Here is a 16,513-nt window from a genome sequence, read left to right on the forward strand (position 1 = left end):
AAAACCACCCATGAGGTATCACCTCACAGTTATGGATTGTTGAAGATGAAGGATGCAAAAGGGCTTTGCTTGAGCTGTCGATTTTTCCACCTGCAGGATACTACGGTGGGGATTTGCCGGATAGATAAAGAGATGGAAATTGATTATCCGCGTAAAAAGATCGATGATCAATGTTCCCAATGGAAGAATGGTGGACAACAATATTTTATCAGACTGGGATGGATCAAGGCACAAAGGGCTTTGGCGAACACTTGAATTGAGGGCAGGGGGAGAAAGGTTTTCACTTGGTTGGTCTAACTTGTTCCGATAGTAGCGAATGGCCTGCAGGCAGCTGTTTTACGGTATTTCTTTGTGAATAGGGGTGGCAGCGACTTCCGCTTGGTCATTCAAGGAATATATGGTATGTAGGGAGTCTTTTTCATACGACTGACTTCTATGACCATCTATTTCTAAATAACAGCATTTGCTGTCTTGCCTATGTGTACGTCCTTGAGACAATTTTTTCATTTTCCTGCAAACTACTCACTAATGAACTTAAATCGCCGGATTTGTCTTTAGGTTTTCCCCTTCTCAATGACCTTGTGGTAGGTTGGTAGTTATATGCTAAAGATTTCCAAAGCAGCAAAAACGATTTTTAAATTCATTGTCAGTTTCGCTTTTTTTTCGGTGTTGCTCTCTTTTGTCCGGGGAAATGAACTGGTTGCGGTCTTTCAAAAAGTCAGTTGGCCATGGTTCGTCGTTTCCTTTGGAGTTACCATGATCTTACTCGCCGCAAGCTGTGCTAAATGGAAGATCATTCTTGACCTCAAGGGGAAACCGCTTTCCTACTGGGAACTTTTCAAAATATATCTCATTGGATATTTCTTTTCAAATATCCTGCCCTCGACTTTTGGCGGCGATGTCGTGCGCTCCTATTATTCAGGGAAGATAATCGAAAATCAGGCCTACGCGGCAGTCAGTATCGTTGTCGAACGACTTTCGGGTGTTTTTTTCCTCTTTCTTCTTGCTGCTATAGCACCATTCTTTCGTATCGAACTGCTTGGCAATCCCTATATGTTTGTTCCTGCTTGTGCCGGCCTTGTTTTCGCCGCCATTATCGTTTGGGTGTGCATTGCAAAGAACCCCTTTGCTATTCCCAAAAAACTTGCGGAGATTTCATTTTTATATCTACACCGGCTTACCGCATGGAAATATCTGGGGCGACTAGCAAAGTCAGTAGTCTGGTGTGAAAACCTGTACCATATCATCCTTGAACGCCTTGAAAAACTCAAGTCGGAGGTACAGATTGCCAGTGATGCGATGAAAAGCAATCAACAGTTTGTTCTTCGTTTGATCGGCCTCACCATATTCTTTAACGTACTGACCTGGATAAATGTTTACACGGCATTCAAGACATTTCATGTCGATGTCAGTTTCTTGGCAATTTGCGCAATGGTGCCCGCTATCATGCTGGTCGCCCAAGTTCCAGTTACTCTGCTCGGCAACCTCGGTTATTATGAATCGGTCTTCGTTTTCTATTTCCTTCTTATTGGCGTTGAGGGTGCGGAATCGCTTGCTATGGGATTATTTTTGCGATTAAAGATGTTGAGTCTTGGGGGCATGGGATTTGTCAGCTATCTTGTGTACCGGCAAAAACACCGCCTGCAGATTGAACAGAGGGATTTTACGGCATGATCGATGAATTCTTGGTATTATTGCAAAAATCTCATTAATTTTCGGTTGTCCTTCACGGTAATGAGGGTTGCAGTTTTAGCTTTATGAACACCTCAGGCAACTCCGGCAATCGGCTAACGACAATCACCCACCTATACTTGGAGAAATCACTGTGTTAGTCTCTGTTGTTATTCCACTCTTAAATGAGGAAGAAAATATTCCGCTTCTTTATGAAGAATTGAAGCAGGTTCTCAATGCGCTTGAAGATGACCATGAAATCCTGTTTATCGATGATGGCAGTACTGATCGGAGCCTTGAGTTATTACGCAATCTGCAACAAAAAGATAGCCATGTTGTGGTTGTCAATTTTCGCAAGAATTTCGGACAGACTGCAGCTATGGCGGCGGGCTTCGATTACGCCCAGGGCGACGTAATCATCACTATGGATGCAGATCTGCAAAATGACCCGAGAGACATCCCCCGATTACTCGAACAGATCAAAGCTGGCAATGATGTCGTTACCGGCTGGCGCTATGATCGCAAAGATGCCTTTATTAATAGGCGTCTTCCCTCGATTATTGCCAATAAAATTATTTCCAAGACAACCGGAGTCAATCTTCACGATTACGGCTGCACGCTCAAAGCCTTCCGCAAAGAGGTCATAAAGAGTGTGAAGCTTTATGGAGAGATGCACAGATTTATCCCGGCAATAGCCAGTGGCATGGGAATCGATTTCACCGAGGTGAAAGTCAACCACCGGGCTCGGCGCTTTGGTTCGTCAAAATATGGCATATCACGAACAATCAGGGTGATCCTTGATCTGATGACAGTGAAATTTCTTCTCAGTTACTCCACCAGGCCAATCCAGGTTTTTGGCCTGATGGGTGTCGTCTGCGGAGGACTCGGCTTTTTGATTGCCATGATTATGACCTTCCAGCGGCAGTTTATGGGGGTGCCCTTATCCGACCGTCCCATGCTGTTTCTTGCGGTCCTCCTTATATTTATAGGTATTCAGTTTATTTCTCTTGGCTTAATAGCTGAACTTCAGGCCCGTACCTATCACGAATCCCAGAATAAACCGGTGTACCACATCAAAAAGGTCTACCGCGCTGATAGTGAAACGCCTGATGGTAAAGAGACCGATGGTCGGTGTTGAGCCACTGATTGAGATCATCATTCCCAACTGGAATGGAAAAGAAATGCTGGAACACTGTTTGGTATCGCTTCGCCGGCAGGTATTCAGCAATTTCCGGGTCATCGTCGTCGATAACGGTTCTAAGGATGGTTCAATTCAGCTTCTTCGGGATACGTTTCCCGAAGTAAAGATTATTGAGCTCCTCTATAACACCGGTTTCTGTGTTGCCGTCAATAAAGGGATTGAAGCCAGTAGAGCTCCGTGGTTGCTGCTTCTCAATAATGATATGGAGGTGGCAACAGACTGTCTGGAAAATCTTCGGTTGGCCATGGAAAGGTATCCTGGTTGCGATGTTTTTGCCCTGAAAATGTTGAATTACCACCAGCGTGATTTCATCGATGGGGCCGGCGACGCTGTACTCCGCGGCGGAGTTGGCTATCGACTAGGAACCATGGAGCGGGATGGCGAAAAATACCAAGGTGACCGTGAGTCGTTTGGAGCCTGTGCTGGGGCGGCCCTGTACCATAGAGATGTCTTTGCCAAGATTGGCCTATTTGACACCGATTTCTTTGCCTACCTCGAAGACGTTGACCTCAATATGCGGGCAAGAAGGCATGGTCTGCGGTGCATGTATATTGCCGGATCCAAGGTTTTCCATATAGGCAGTGCCAGTTCCGGGTCAAAGATAAATCGGCTGACTGTTCGTCTGTCCACACGTAACAACCTTCATGTGATCGCGAAAAATTATCCTCTACTGGTGTTGTTGCGGTTTTTTCCGGCTATTGTTGTCTACCAGTTCGCCTGGATGCTTTTTTGTTTAAAAAAAGGTATGCTGCCTTCCTATTTTGCCGGGTTTTTTCAAGGAATACTGAGGATTCCCTATTTTGTTGTGAAGGGAAGGAGGCAGCGAAAATCCGATACAGTGATACCCTCGGAGCAATTTGCTACCATGATTCAGGCAGCTGAAAGAGAGGCTGTAGGTTCCATTATGGACAGAAGGATCGCCGCCGGTAAGAATAACTTTTTGTTGTCCTGCTATTGTAAACTCTTCTTTTGGTAAGCTTTGCTTCGCAGAGAATGGCTATCCCAATTTATGTAGTAATAGTAACCCATAATTCCGCTGAAGTTCTCGATACCTGCCTTTCCCATCTGGAAAAACAGACTGTACCGATCAAGGCGGTGGTAATTGTTGACAGCGGATCGAGTGATCCGAATTACCTCGATGATGTGGTTCATCCATGGGAAACACACATAATCAAAACGGAAAATATTGGATTTTCTCGGGCTAATAACATCGGTTTCCGGCAGATTGGTTCGGGTCGAGAGGGAATGGTCGTTTTTTTAAATCCAGATACTTTTTTGTCAGCCGATTACCTGGCCCAGGCCATCACTGTCCTTAACGAAAATCCCGATGCAGCAATGGTATCCGGCAAATTGCTCGGGTATGACGCGAATGTTGGCAAACCTACCGGATTGATCGATTCAACGGGAATATTCAGGCGCTGGTATGGGCGGTGGTATGATCGGGGGCAGGGAACAAAAGATCATGGTCAATATGACCTGATTGCCAATCCCCTAGCTCTTTGCGGGGCACTGATGTGTTGCCGCTTGAAAGCTCTGGTGCCATTTCAAGGAGAGGTGTTTGACGGGGATTTTTTCCTGTATAAGGAGGATATTGAACTCTGTCTTCGTCTGAAAGAGGCTGGCTGGAAATTGATCTACGACCCAAGGCTCCTCGCCTATCATTGTCGAGGCTGGGCCGGCAAGAGAAAGCATATCGATTACAAGCTGCGCCTGATGGCCGCGAGAAATGAAGTCCTGCTGTATCGCAAACACCCGGATCCAATGGTAGTTTGGGCCTTATTGAAGCTATTCTTAGTGCGGGTTTTTCATCTTTAGTTTCGTTTGGTTCAAACCACCAATGAGTTGCTTTTCTCCAGAATCCATTGAAGCTACGGATATAGTTACAATTCATTGGCAATCCGGGCTATGAGCCTCGAACCTAAAACATCTGGCAGACGACTGGCCGTCTGAGCGCAGGATGCATGAATATAAAGAATCAGAATTGTACGATTTCGGTTATTATCCCCACCCGCAATGGCGAGGCAACGCTTGGTGAGTTTTTTGCCGCCCTGAAACGGCAACACCGGCAACCTGAAGAAATACTTGTCGTTGATTCGTCGTCGGATGACCAAACTGTTGCCATATGCAAGTCTGCCGGGGCAGAAGTCACAAGCATAGCTAAAGAGAAATTTGATCATGGCGGAACCCGGGCAGAGCTGGCAAGAAAGGCTCGGGGGGAAATATTGCTTTTTTTCACCCAGGATGCAATACTGGCCTCCCGCGACGCCCTGGAACTTCTTGTCGCACCCCTTCTCCAACACCGGACAGTGGCCTGCAGCTACGGGCGACAATTACCCGGAGCAAATGCCACGCCCGTTGCCGGCCATTTGCGTCTGTTCAATTATCCGCCTGAATCAGTTGTGCGAGGTTTTGCAGATCGTAATCAATATGGTCTGAAAACCATTTTTATTTCCAATTCCTTTGCGGCGTATAGAAGGCAGTGCTTAGCCGAGGTCGGCTATTTCAAGAACGGTTTGATTTTTGGTGAAGATACCTGTACCTTGGGAAAGCTTCTTGCGGCGGGACACAAGGTTGCTTATGTTGCAGAGGCGGCCGTATACCACAGCCATAACTACGCAATTGCTGAAGAGTTTCGACGATCATTTGACATCGGTGTACTGCACACAAGAGAGAAATGGCTCCTTGATACCTTCGGCGGGGCGGAGGGCGTGGGGACGCAGTACGTACGGTCGTTGTTTTCTATGATCCTTAGGGATAAGCACTATTATTTACTGCCCGACTGTCTTCTGCGTACTGCCTTTAAAATGATCGGCTACAAACTCGGCAGATCGCACAAATATATACCTGCCGCCTGGCGCTCTTTTTTCAGTATGCACAGGTTGTGGTGGCAGGGACAATCATGAACGACGGTACACTGCAGATCCTTACCGGGATTTTCCACTGCGGTTGTCGATTACCTCTTATGAAATATGCTGTCTATTAATCTTCGGGAACAAAGCTCGCTCATCGCAAGATTCCTTCATCTCTTTGATTGTGTCTTCGCTGTCAGTTATCTTGCACTGCTGGTTGTCTGGTATAGGGTGCCATGGAGCCCCTATTATACAAGGCTTGTCGTCATTGCTTTCGTTTTATGCTTTATAAGCTTCCAATCTTTTCAATTGTACCGGTCGTGGCGGGGCTGGAAGTATATTCTTGAATTTTTAGTGATTCTCAAGGCTTGGGGCGCAGTTATCGGGCTCTTGCTATTCTATTTTTTCATCTTCAAGATATCAACCGCCTATTCCCGGGTGGTGATCATGATCTGGTCGACCACTACCCCCCTGTTGATTTTTGTTATGCATGTCGTAATCAGAAAATTACTGCGCAAGATACGGCAAAACGGCAAGAATGTGCGTCGGGCGGTAATCGTTGGAGCTGGCGACCTCGGTCTCAACCTTTTGAAACAGGTTGAGACCATGCCTTGGGCAGGAATTGAGGTCATTGGCTTTTTCGATGACAAGATTGACGATGAAGCGATAACCGAGGTCAATGGCAAACCGATTCTCGGCAATACCGCCGCGATAACCGAATTTCTTGAAATTCACGATATTGATTATGTGTATATCGCTCTGCCGATGCGGGCTGAAAGAAAGATTTTCAGAATTCTCCGGGAGTGCCGATCTCTCGGAGCGCGTATCTACTTGGTGCCGGATTTGTACGTTTATGGGCTCCATCATGCGGAGATTCAGTCACTTGGCGATCTTCTCATCCTTAATTTCAATCCGAACACCGAGTGGAAGCGGAGCTTTGATCTGATCTTTTCAATTGCGGTGCTTATTGGCACCCTGCCCCTCACCCTCCTTATTGCTCTGCTGGTAAAGTTGAGCGATGGTGGTCCGATCTTTTATCGCCACACAAGGATAACCTCCGCCGGTAAGACCTTTAATTGCTTAAAGTTTAGAACCATGCGAGTTGGTGCCGACCGGGAACTGGAAAAGCTGCTTGCCGAAAATGAGGATCTTCGCCAGGAATGGGCGCACAATTACAAGCTGAAAAATGACCCGCGGGTGACAACCATAGGCCGCTTTCTGAGAAAAACGAGCCTTGACGAGTTCCCTCAGTTTATCAATGTAATCCGAGGCGATATGAGTGTTGTCGGGGCCCGGCCGATCGTCGGCAATGAATTGAATGAGTTTTATAAGGAAAGTGCCGGCAGATACTGCTCGATGAAACCTGGCATAACCGGGCCATGGCAGGTAGGGCGTCGTTCGAACATCGAGGATTATGATGAGCGCGTGAAGATGGATGACTGGTATATTCTCAATTTTTCCCTTTGGACCGATATTAAGATCATCATTAAAACTGTGTTCTGCATGTTTAAAGGAAAGGGGGCGTATTGACCTTCCTCAAGGATTGTTATCTGTCTTGCCGAGGGTAGACAGCGGAATCACTTCCCATTGCGATCGAGGTTACTTGAAATGACTCAGAATATTTTTTCCGGCAAGAAGATAGTCGTCGGCATTTCCGGATCGATAGCGGTTTTTAAGGTCGCCGGCTGGGTCAGTGATCTTGCCAAGGATGAGGCAATGGTATCAGTAGTCATGACCTCGTCGGCAACCGAATTCGTTGCGCCTTTGACCTTTGCCGCATTGTCGGGTAACGATGTGCATACCGCGATGTTCAGCTCTGGCAAAGAAGAGGCAATGGCTCATATCAGCCTTGGCCGGGATGCGGACCTGGTCCTGATTGCTCCGGCAACGGCCAATGTTATCGGAAAACTTGCTGGTGGCATAGCCGATGATCTCCTGACCACGATGGTTCTTGCAACCAGGGCGCAGGTTCTCCTTTGTCCGGCGATGAATAGCCGAATGTACAGTCATCCAGCGGTTCAGAAAAATATCGTAAGACTCAAAGAGCTAGGCTATAAAATACTCGATCCAGCCTGCGGCAAGATGGCCTGTAAGGAGGAAGGGGAGGGACGTCTTGCCGAGTGGGACGGCGTTAAAGAGGCGCTTGCCCAAAACCTTACTCCCCAGGATCTGCAGGGGGTGAGGTTTCTTGTGACTGCCGGACCAACAAGAGAACCTATCGATCCGGCTCGGTATTTAAGTAACCGGTCAACGGGGAAGATGGGCTACGCGGTAGCTCAGGCGGCGAGTCGCAGGGGGGCGGAGGTGCTTCTCGTAAGCGGCCCCAGTTCCTTGCCCTGTCCTCCTGGAGTAAGCCTGCTGAAAGTGCAAACGGCCCAACAAATGTGCGAGGCGGTGTTGGCAAGTGCTGCTGAGCAGGCGGTAATCGTCAAGGCCGCGGCAGTTGCCGACTACCGGCCGGCGACGGTTTCTGAACATAAAGTGAAGAAGGAAAACATCGCCAAAGAACTGATTCTGGAGCGTAATCCCGATATCCTCTTGGAGTTGGGCAAGAGAAAAACACCGGGCCAGATATTGGTAGGCTTTGCGGCGGAAAGCACTAACCTCCTTGAAGAGGGGAGGCGAAAGCTCAAGAGTAAAAACCTTGACCTGATAGCGGTCAACGATATCAGCGGTGAAAGTACTGGATTTGAGGTCGAGTCCAATCAAATCCTGCTCGTTTCAGCGACGGGGACGGAGACCCTGCCCCATACCAGTAAACTCCATTCCGCTGATCTTCTTTTGGATAGAATTAAGCAGCTTCTGCCAAAGGCCGCCCTGTAGACTGCAGCTTTGAATCCTTTGTTTCGCCGTCGATTTTCGTGAACGACCGAATTAATGGACGGGGGTGTTGACAAGGCAGCAGCGCTTGAATTTTTTCCCAGATCCGCAGGGGCAGGGGCCGTTGCGTTCGACTTTTTGCCGTTTTACCCGGCATTCTCCGCGTAGGTAGTACCACAAGCCATCTTCACGGACAAATTCGCTGTTTTCTCGCAATATGGAGATCTGGCCATTTTCCAGATAGGTCGAAGTGAAATCCACAGAGCCGGTGCTGTCCTGATCAGAACCTCCTAAAGTTCCGTGGATTTCAAGCCCCAGCCATACAACGGGATGATTGTCGAAGTTGAGTTTTTCCGGACGGTTAGTGTGATGCCAACTGGCGAGGATATGCCTTTCGTGCTTTTCAACAAAGGCGGTGTACCTCGATCGCATCAACATCTCGGCGGTTGTTGCCTTGCGGTGGTCATCGAGAATGGGCAGACAACAGTCGGTATACGGAAGACTGCTGCCACAGGGGCACGGGTGCGAATTGGTCATGATTTGTTTTTTAGCCCTGAGGAGGAGGGGGAGAGATTGTATCTTGGCATGCGGGATTATCTCGTGAATGCCGCTACGAAAAATTGTGCAAGGATACGCAAACAGTGTAAAAACGTCTGTATACATACAATGGACAGGGCAGCTGTTCAATGAAAAAGCGTGGGCACAATGGCCAAGATTCCTCTTATCTTCAAGCGTATTCGCAGTCTCTCCCTGCCTGGTTTGGTACGGTATTTGTTCATGCGAATCCGGGGAAAATCCATTCTCGTTACCGGGAGTTGCCGCGGCTGCGGTATGTGTTGCCGGAGTATTTCCCTTGAGGGCCGAGAGGGATGGCTTCGTTCCGAGAAGGCGTTTCAGGAAATAGTCTCCAACTATCCGGAATACAATAGATTTACTATTACCGGGAAGGACTCGCAAGGTTTTCTGCTATTTAGCTGTAGCTGGAGTACCGCTGACGGAACCTGCGGTGATTATGATAACAGGTTGCCTCTTTGCCGAAAGTTTCCGGAGAGTTCTCATGTCTTTGCCGGAGGCCGGTTGCCGCCATCCTGCGGGTACCGATTTGTTGAGGTGGAACCGTTTCAAAAGGTCTTGAGCGCTGCAATGCAGAAAAGAAAATGAAACGCATTCTTATTCTTGAACCATATTATGGAGGCTCACACCGCTTCTTTCTGGAGGGTTTACAGAGGCATATTGCCGCTGATTACGTCGTCTTCACCCTGCCTGCCAGGAAGTGGAAGATGCGCATGCAGCTCTCGGCTCTGTGGTGTATCAAAAAAATAAAGGGTCTTCCCCTGGAACAGCGACGATTTGATACCGTACTCTGTTCATCCTTTGTCGATGTCGCGGTATTCCGAGCCTTGCTTATCAAAGTAAAGGGATGGGATAATGCAGCGAGGATCTGTACCTATTTTCATGAAAACCAACTGCTTTACCCACAGAGACGGGCCGATCCGAGCAACTTTCAATTCGCGGCAATCAATTTCCATTCGGCTCTTGCCTCCGATCGCATTGCCTTCAATTCGGACTTCAATGCTCAATCGTTTTTAAGCGGTTGCCGGAAGTATCTGCAGGCGGCTGGAGAAATGGAGTTGTCTGGGATCATTGAAGAATTGCGGGGGAAGAGCCGGGTTTTGTACCCGGGGATTGATTTCTCAGGTATCGATCAACAGACGAGGAATCCGGGGTCGGACGTACCGGTTATAGTCTGGAATCATCGTTGGGAGCATGACAAGAATCCCGAACGTTTTTTTCAGGCATTGCACGAAATTGCATCTTTGGGGTTTGATTTTCGTCTGATCCTTCTTGGCCAGACATTTCCGGATAGTCCGCACTGCTTTGCCGAGGCAAGGAATGTATTTAAAGATCGAATCATCCATTACGGCTATGCCGCTTCGTACTCGGAGTATGTTGCCTTGCTTTGCCGAGGGGATGTGGTGATATCAACGGCACTGCATGAGTTCTTTGGGATTGCCATTATCGAGGCGGTACGGGCGGGTTGTTTGCCTCTATTGCCCGATCGACTTTCCTATCCGGAGCTGTTTTCTGAAACCTATCTCTATCAGGAAACCGAGTTGACCAAGAAACTCGTTACAGCGCTCAGCAATACATCTCGTCTCTCACCTGAAAACGCCAGGGCAATTACCGAAAGGTTCAGCTGGCAAACGCTTGCCCCGAGCTATAGCCAATGGCTTTTCGATAATGATACTGGAAGGGAAAGTGCAATCCCGCTCAGCTCTTTTTCATGTTCGCCGCAAAGTCAAGCATCCTGCGGATCGGAATCCGTGCCTTTGCCGCCAGTTCAGGGCTGACTTCAATCTCGTTTTTGCCTGTTTCAAGGACCTCCACCAGATTTTGCAGGGAGTTCATCCCCATCCAGGGGCAATTGGCACAGCTCTGGCAAGTTGCGCCTTCACCAACAGTCGGGGCTTCGAGCAGGATTTTCCCTGGTGCTACCTGACGCATCTTATTAAAAATTCCCGCATCGGTTGCCACTATAAATTCCGGGTTGGGGAGAGTCGCCACCGCATTTATGAGGGCTGTAGTCGAGCCGATCACGTCTGCATGGGCAAGTACCGCCTCTGGCGATTCAGGATGGACGAGGATGGCGGCATCTGGATGGAGTTTGCGCAGTCGTTCTAGGGCAACAGCCCGAAATTCCTCGTGTACCACGCAGGACCCGGGCCAAAAAAGCATGTCGGCGCCGGTTAGTTTTTGCACGTAATTACCGAGATGCTTGTCGGGTGCCCAGAGAATTTTTTCCCCACGCTCGGCAAGATGGCGAATGATGGGAAGAGCGATGCCCGAGGTTACCACCCAATCGGAACGCGCCTTGACCTTGGCGCTGGTATTGGCATAAACCACTACCGTATGCTCGGGGTGCAGGTCGCAAAAAGAAGCAAATAGTTCATACGGGCAGCCTTCATCCAGAGAACAGGTCGCGCCGAGATCGGGCATCAATACCCGTTTTTCATTGTTGAGTATCTTCGAGGTTTCTCCCATAAATCGGACCCCCGCTACAACCAGGGTATCGGCTGGATGGGTGGTACCGAAACGGGCCATCTCCAGGCTATCGGCAACACAACCTCCCGTTTCCTCAGCCAAATCCTGTAGAGAACCGTCGGTATAATAATGGGCGACAAGCACGGCATTTTGCTGTTTTAAGAGTCGCTTGATCCTTTCTTTAAGGGCGGTCAATTCGCCGGCTGAAAGGGGTGGCCATTGCCGATGAGGCGGGACGGTAATCTGTGGAATATTCTGAATATCAAGAGTTTTTTTGGGAGCAGCGATCATGGCAGTGTCTTTAACTTGGGTTTACAGAGAAAGAAGCGACGGGATAGACCTCAGGGAAAGCCTTGTGCAGCCTTACAAAAACCCGCCGAAGTGAGTCGATATACTAGGACAAGGTCGGCAGACCTGCAATGTGAAAAAGATCTTAAGCCTTAAAATGACTGGCTAGAATCGGCTTTTTCGCATTTTTAATAATACTATTGCAGCTGCTGTATGGCCCTTGATAAGCCTATAAAATCAGCCACAGTAAGCGTTTCCGGCCGGGCGGCAGGAGAAAGGTCGGCGGCAAGAATTGCATTCTCGGTGAGTTGTTTCTTTTTGGGGTGATCGATTTCTCCCGGAATACCTAAACAATCACTGTGGCTCAAGGTGTTCAAAATGGTTTTGCGCCGCTGATTAAAGGTCGTCCGAACGATTTTTTTGAGGAGAGAGAAATCAAAAGAGGGGCCTTTGTTACCTTCTGCCAGCTTGCGATGCGTCGCAAAATCAATATGAATGACCACGGAATCAATTTTCGGCCGGGGGTGAAATTCAGCCGGTTTTAGGGTCATCAGCTTTTTCACCCTGGCACAGCAGGCAAGGAGGACCGTCGGGACACCATAATCTTTGGAGGACGGTAGGGCAGTCAGACGATCCGCCACTTCCTTTTGCAGCATGATAGTTGCACAATCGATGAGCGGTGCGTTGTCGATGAGTTTAAAAATGAAGGGATTTGATATGGAATACGGCAAGTTGGCTAAGATTTTCAATGAACCGCCACATTGCTTGGCGATAGCTTGAAAATCAGCGGTGAGGATGTCCTGGTGAACGAGAGTCACATTGGCTGGGAGGTCTCCTTCTTCCTCATGAAACCGGATGATACCACTATCGATTTCATAGCCAAAGACATGCTGGACGGCAGCCGCGAGGGGTGTAGTAAGCGCCCCAAGCCCAACACCTACCTCCAAAATGATGTCGGTTGCGGTTACATTGCCGGCACGAACTATCGCTTCCGCGGTATTTCTGTTTACCAGAAAGTTTTGGCCAAGGCGCTTTTTCGGGGCGAGTTGATGGCCCTTGAGGGCATTTTGTGTCTGTCGTCCGTATTTAGTCATTTTTGTTTTGTGTTTTCTGTAATCATGACATTTAGGCGGCACCCGGAGCGGAAGAAACCTTGCCTGGGCATATAACCTGCAAAACTATCAGAAAATTCAACCGAGAGGGGATCGTGAATAGACATCCTGATCGCTGTCATATGCCCCGGCATGGTTGAATGTATGAAAGCCGGCAAGAGCAATCATCGCGGCATTGTCCGTACAGTATTTGGGTTCGGGGGCGTGAAAGACAATTCCTTCCGATGGGCATCTTTGGGCAAAGGCTTCCCGCAGACGTATGTTTGCCGACACGCCGCCACCCAAGACAAGGCTGGTAATATTGTTGGTTCGGGCTGCGTGGAGGGTTTTTTCGACTAAGACCTCGACTATCGCCTCCTGAAAGGAAGCACAGATATCTGCCACCCGCAATTCAATGCCTTTGGTTTTTTGCTGATTGACGTGGTTAAGAACCGCTGTTTTCAGCCCGCTAAAACTAAAGTCAAGAGATTGATTATCGAGCCACGCCCTGGGGAAACGCACATATTGTGGGTCGCCGTCGGTTGCCATAGCCGCGATGTGTCGCCCACCTGGATAGGGAAGATTCAGTAATTTTGCGACTTTATCAAAGGCCTCGCCGGCTGCGTCGTCGCGGGTCCGGCCTAATAGGCGAAAGTGATGAAAATCCTCGGCGAGAAATATGGAAGACGTTCCCCCGGAAACAATGAGGGCAATAAAGGGAAAGTCCGGTTTTTCCTTACTGAGAAAGACCGATAGAATATGTCCGGCCATGTGGTCAACTCCAACAAAGGGAATCTTCCGCACATGGGCCAAGGCCTTGGCATAGGAAAATCCGACGAGCAGCGAGCCGATGAGTCCCGGCCCCTGGGTTGCGGCGATCAAGTCAATGTCGGCAAGGTCGACGCCGGCCTGGTGCAGTGCGCTTTGCACCACAGGGTAGATGGATTGCAGGTGCTTTCGCGACGCAAGCTCTGGAACAACACCGCCAAATTTGGCGTGAATGGCATCTTGACAATTTAGCACACTGGAAAGGATACGATTATTGTCGAGAACCGCTGCCGCAGTATCATCACAGGAGCTCTCTATACCAAGGACAAGCATGCCGAAAAGGTGTATCCCGAATTTGTATGTGCTGTTTGATAGAATTTGTGACGTTCTTATAGTGTTCTTGCAAGTAAGCGTCCGCCAGTATATAGATGGAGAGTTTGAAAGTCAATGTTCGTACACTTTATTAATTTATCCCAAGATAGCATCCTGTGACTCAGAATACCTCCCCAGCTCCACTGCTTGTTGATCAATTTTCCCGGACAATCACCTATCTCCGTCTCTCTCTCACCGATCGCTGCAATTTGCGCTGTATGTATTGCATGCCGGAAGGAGAGCTGAACCGGGATGATCAGGTCAAGACTGGAAAGTTCCTCTCCCATGGCGAATTGCTCAGTTACGAAGAACTTTTGCGCGTGGTTCGCCTTGCAGTTTCGATGGGAATGAACAAGTTGCGTCTCACCGGCGGCGAACCGCTGGTCAGGAAGGGGATTCTCGAATTTATTGATCAGCTATTTTTACTAGAGGGTCTTAACGAAGTGCGGTTGACCACCAACGGTGTGTTGCTGGCCGATTACGCGGAAAGACTCTATAGCGCTGGGATACGTCACCTTAATGTGTCACTGGACACCTTGGTCCCAGGGAAATTTACCAGGATAACCGGTAAAGACTATTTTACCAATGTTTGGAATGGCCTTCTTGAGGCAAAGCGCCTTGGTTTTAAAATTAAGGTGAACGTCGTCGCAATGAAGGGCATCAACGATGATGAATTTGCTGCTTTCGCGCAATTGGCCGTAGTACAGCCTTTTAAAGTACGTTTCATCGAATTTATGCCGGTCGGTGCGAAAAGCACCTGGCAAAAGGACCAGTTCATCAGTTCCGAAGAAATTAAGGCCAAAATTGCCGAGGTGGGAACACTGACGCCCTTTACAAAGAGATACGGTGAGGGACCGGCACGGATGTATGAATTGCATACCCCCGACGGTAAAATGGGCGAGGTAGGCTTTATCAGCCCAATAAGTCATCATTTTTGCGACCAGTGCAACCGGCTCCGCTTAACCTCTGAGGGAAAACTCCGTTCCTGTCTGCTCAACGACCGCGAAACCGATTTAAAGAAGCTGCTGCGCGGTGGAGCTTCCGACGAAGAACTCATCGGAAGCATACGGCAAACCATCATGGACAAGCCCCAGGGCCATGCCCTGAGCAAGGACCTTACCGCGGGAGAGCGCCAGTCCTGCTCGGGACAAATGTCAAGAATCGGTGGCTGAGTCCTCACTTTGCGGGTAGGACCCAAGCCACTCGAAGTACGAGCACATGGCCTTCAACCTATCGCAGCCCCGTTGTATCTTCTCATCCTCAATATGTCCAAGCATGTCGAGGAAGAACAGATATTTCCATTGTTTTCCTTTGATCGGGCGGGACTCGATTTTCGCAAGGTTTATATCCTCTTCCGACAGTGCCGTAAGGATCTCGTTCAAAGATCCGGGGCGATCCATCAGGCCGATGAGCAGGGAGGTTCGGTCAAGGCCGCTTCGTGAAGGGGACTTCTTGCCAATCACCAGGAATCTCGTGGTGTTACCCCGATAATCCTCGATGCCTTGCACGACAACTTGCAGTTGATAGGTGGTGATAGCCAGAGATGAGGCTATGGCGCCAATGTTAGGATTGTTGGCTGCCATCTGGGCCGCCGCACCGGTAGACAGTACCGGCAGGGTGGGGATTGCCGGAAGATGTTTGCGCAGCCATTCCCGGCATTGAGCCAAGGGCTGCACATGTGATGCAACTGTTTGGATGTCTTCAATGTTTCCAGATCTGCAGACGAGATTATGGCTGATTTCCAGCTGTATCTCACCGCAGATCTGCACCTTGTATTTCATAAAACAATCGAGGGTGGAAAAAACTGCCCCTTCAATGGAATTTTCTACCGGCACGATGCCGTATCTGGTCCGACCTTTGTCGACTTCGGCAAAGACATCGTCGATGGTCTCCATGGCTTTATAGTCGGCTGAATGGCCAAAATATTTCACACCGGCCAGATGGCTGAAGGTGGCTTCCGGTCCTAAAAAGGCAACTACCGCCTTTCGTTGTGACAGTCTGCATGTCGTAATTATTTCATGAAAAATCGACCGGAGAGAATCCTCCGGAAAGACCTCGCTATTATCTCTCAGTAAACGTTCATAGATCTGTCGCTCGCGGAGGGGGTCCCATTTGGCGCGGTTTCCCTCATCTTTGAACCTACCAATTTCTTTAGCACAGGAAAGTCGTTCCTTGAGCAGGGTTAATATATTATTGTCTATCGCATCAATTTTTTCTCGGCCTGAAGCGATTGCTTTTTTCTGCTCGGATTCCATGCTGCTCCTTGATATTTGTTCTGCGAAAGAGTTTTATGTTGACTGTACTGGTCAAAGAAGCCAATAAATTAGGCCAAAGAAATGGCTATGTCAAGCTGTAAAAGAGCGCTATAGTGGGGCCCTGCCGGGCAACGATGATTGCCCATAATTGCTTAA

General features: G+C 48.8%; 16 protein-coding genes. 11 read left to right on the plus strand and 5 right to left on the minus strand.

Annotated features, from left to right (window positions below):
* Positions 1-45 precede the first annotated feature (45 nt).
* The 8 genes from OEL83_11605 to coaBC all read left to right on the plus strand — a co-directional run bounded on the left by OEL83_11605 (position 46) and on the right by coaBC (position 8,544).
* Positions 46-255 carry a hypothetical protein gene (locus OEL83_11605; GenBank protein ID MDK9707684.1) on the plus strand — a complete coding sequence of 70 codons (210 nt, stop codon included), beginning with the start codon at positions 46-48 and terminating at the stop codon, positions 253-255.
* Between the two features lie 345 nt (positions 256-600).
* Entirely contained in the window at positions 601-1,674 is a 1,074-nt protein-coding gene (locus OEL83_11610; GenBank protein MDK9707685.1) for a flippase-like domain-containing protein, read from the plus strand.
* Between the two features lie 151 nt (positions 1,675-1,825).
* Complete coding sequence (locus OEL83_11615) at positions 1,826-2,809, plus strand: glycosyltransferase family 2 protein (protein ID MDK9707686.1); 984 nt, start codon at positions 1,826-1,828, stop codon at positions 2,807-2,809.
* A complete protein-coding gene (locus tag OEL83_11620) occupies positions 2,781-3,848 on the plus strand; it encodes a glycosyltransferase family 2 protein (protein ID MDK9707687.1) in 1,068 nt (355 codons plus the stop codon). Before OEL83_11615 ends, OEL83_11620 begins: the two co-directional genes overlap by 29 nt.
* A 17-nt stretch (positions 3,849-3,865) precedes the next feature.
* A complete protein-coding gene (locus OEL83_11625; protein MDK9707688.1) occupies positions 3,866-4,687 on the plus strand; it encodes a glycosyltransferase family 2 protein in 822 nt (273 codons plus the stop codon).
* A 146-nt stretch (positions 4,688-4,833) separates the two neighbouring features.
* Entirely contained in the window at positions 4,834-5,775 is a 942-nt protein-coding gene (locus OEL83_11630) for a glycosyltransferase (protein ID MDK9707689.1), read from the plus strand.
* A gap of 66 nt (positions 5,776-5,841) precedes the next feature.
* On the plus strand, positions 5,842-7,251 hold the full coding sequence (locus tag OEL83_11635) for a sugar transferase (GenBank protein MDK9707690.1): 1,410 nt from the start codon (positions 5,842-5,844) through the stop codon (positions 7,249-7,251).
* Between the two features lie 78 nt (positions 7,252-7,329).
* Positions 7,330-8,544, plus strand: a complete 1,215-nt coding sequence (gene coaBC, locus OEL83_11640) for a bifunctional phosphopantothenoylcysteine decarboxylase/phosphopantothenate--cysteine ligase CoaBC (protein MDK9707691.1) — start codon at positions 7,330-7,332, stop codon at positions 8,542-8,544.
* Positions 8,545-8,595: 51 nt separating this feature from the next.
* Here the strand turns inward: coaBC and OEL83_11645 are convergent, their stop codons facing one another.
* Positions 8,596-9,078, minus strand: coding sequence for a YchJ family metal-binding protein (locus OEL83_11645; protein ID MDK9707692.1), 483 nt, complete (start codon positions 9,076-9,078; stop codon positions 8,596-8,598).
* A 168-nt stretch (positions 9,079-9,246) separates the two neighbouring features.
* Here OEL83_11645 and OEL83_11650 point away from each other — a divergent pair, with 168 nt between their 5' ends.
* Both OEL83_11650 and OEL83_11655 read left to right on the plus strand, forming a co-directional pair.
* Complete coding sequence (locus OEL83_11650; protein ID MDK9707693.1) at positions 9,247-9,702, plus strand: YkgJ family cysteine cluster protein; 456 nt, start codon at positions 9,247-9,249, stop codon at positions 9,700-9,702.
* On the plus strand, positions 9,699-10,892 hold the full coding sequence (locus OEL83_11655) for a DUF3524 domain-containing protein (protein MDK9707694.1): 1,194 nt from the start codon (positions 9,699-9,701) through the stop codon (positions 10,890-10,892). Before OEL83_11650 ends, OEL83_11655 begins: the two co-directional genes overlap by 4 nt.
* Here the strand turns inward: OEL83_11655 and nadA are convergent.
* From nadA to tsaD, 3 genes are all read right to left on the minus strand, one after another.
* Positions 10,813-11,874 carry a quinolinate synthase NadA gene (nadA, locus tag OEL83_11660; protein ID MDK9707695.1) on the minus strand — a complete coding sequence of 354 codons (1,062 nt, stop codon included), beginning with the start codon at positions 11,872-11,874 and terminating at the stop codon, positions 10,813-10,815. The two genes, OEL83_11655 and nadA, sit on opposite strands and share 80 nt — an antisense overlap.
* A 194-nt stretch (positions 11,875-12,068) precedes the next feature.
* A complete protein-coding gene (rsmA, locus tag OEL83_11665; GenBank protein ID MDK9707696.1) occupies positions 12,069-12,965 on the minus strand; it encodes a 16S rRNA (adenine(1518)-N(6)/adenine(1519)-N(6))-dimethyltransferase RsmA in 897 nt (298 codons plus the stop codon).
* Positions 12,966-13,061: 96 nt separating this feature from the next.
* The gene (gene tsaD / locus OEL83_11670; GenBank protein MDK9707697.1) at positions 13,062-14,063 is read right to left on the minus strand and encodes a tRNA (adenosine(37)-N6)-threonylcarbamoyltransferase complex transferase subunit TsaD; all 1,002 of its coding nucleotides are present in this window, start codon (positions 14,061-14,063) and stop codon (positions 13,062-13,064) included.
* 155 nt (positions 14,064-14,218) lie between these two features.
* Between tsaD and moaA the strand changes: the two genes are divergently transcribed.
* The gene (moaA, locus tag OEL83_11675; GenBank protein ID MDK9707698.1) at positions 14,219-15,274 is read left to right on the plus strand and encodes a GTP 3',8-cyclase MoaA; all 1,056 of its coding nucleotides are present in this window, start codon (positions 14,219-14,221) and stop codon (positions 15,272-15,274) included.
* On the opposite strand, the gene pheA is transcribed toward moaA, so the two are convergent.
* Positions 15,257-16,357 (minus strand): prephenate dehydratase, encoded by a 1,101-nt coding sequence (pheA, locus tag OEL83_11680; GenBank protein ID MDK9707699.1) that lies wholly within the window; start codon positions 16,355-16,357, stop codon positions 15,257-15,259. The genes moaA and pheA overlap by 18 nt on opposite strands.
* Positions 16,358-16,513: the final 156 nt, after the last annotated feature.

It is taken from the genome of Desulforhopalus sp., from assembly GCA_030247675.1.
In the GTDB taxonomy this organism is placed as follows: domain Bacteria; phylum Desulfobacterota; class Desulfobulbia; order Desulfobulbales; family Desulfocapsaceae; genus Desulforhopalus_A.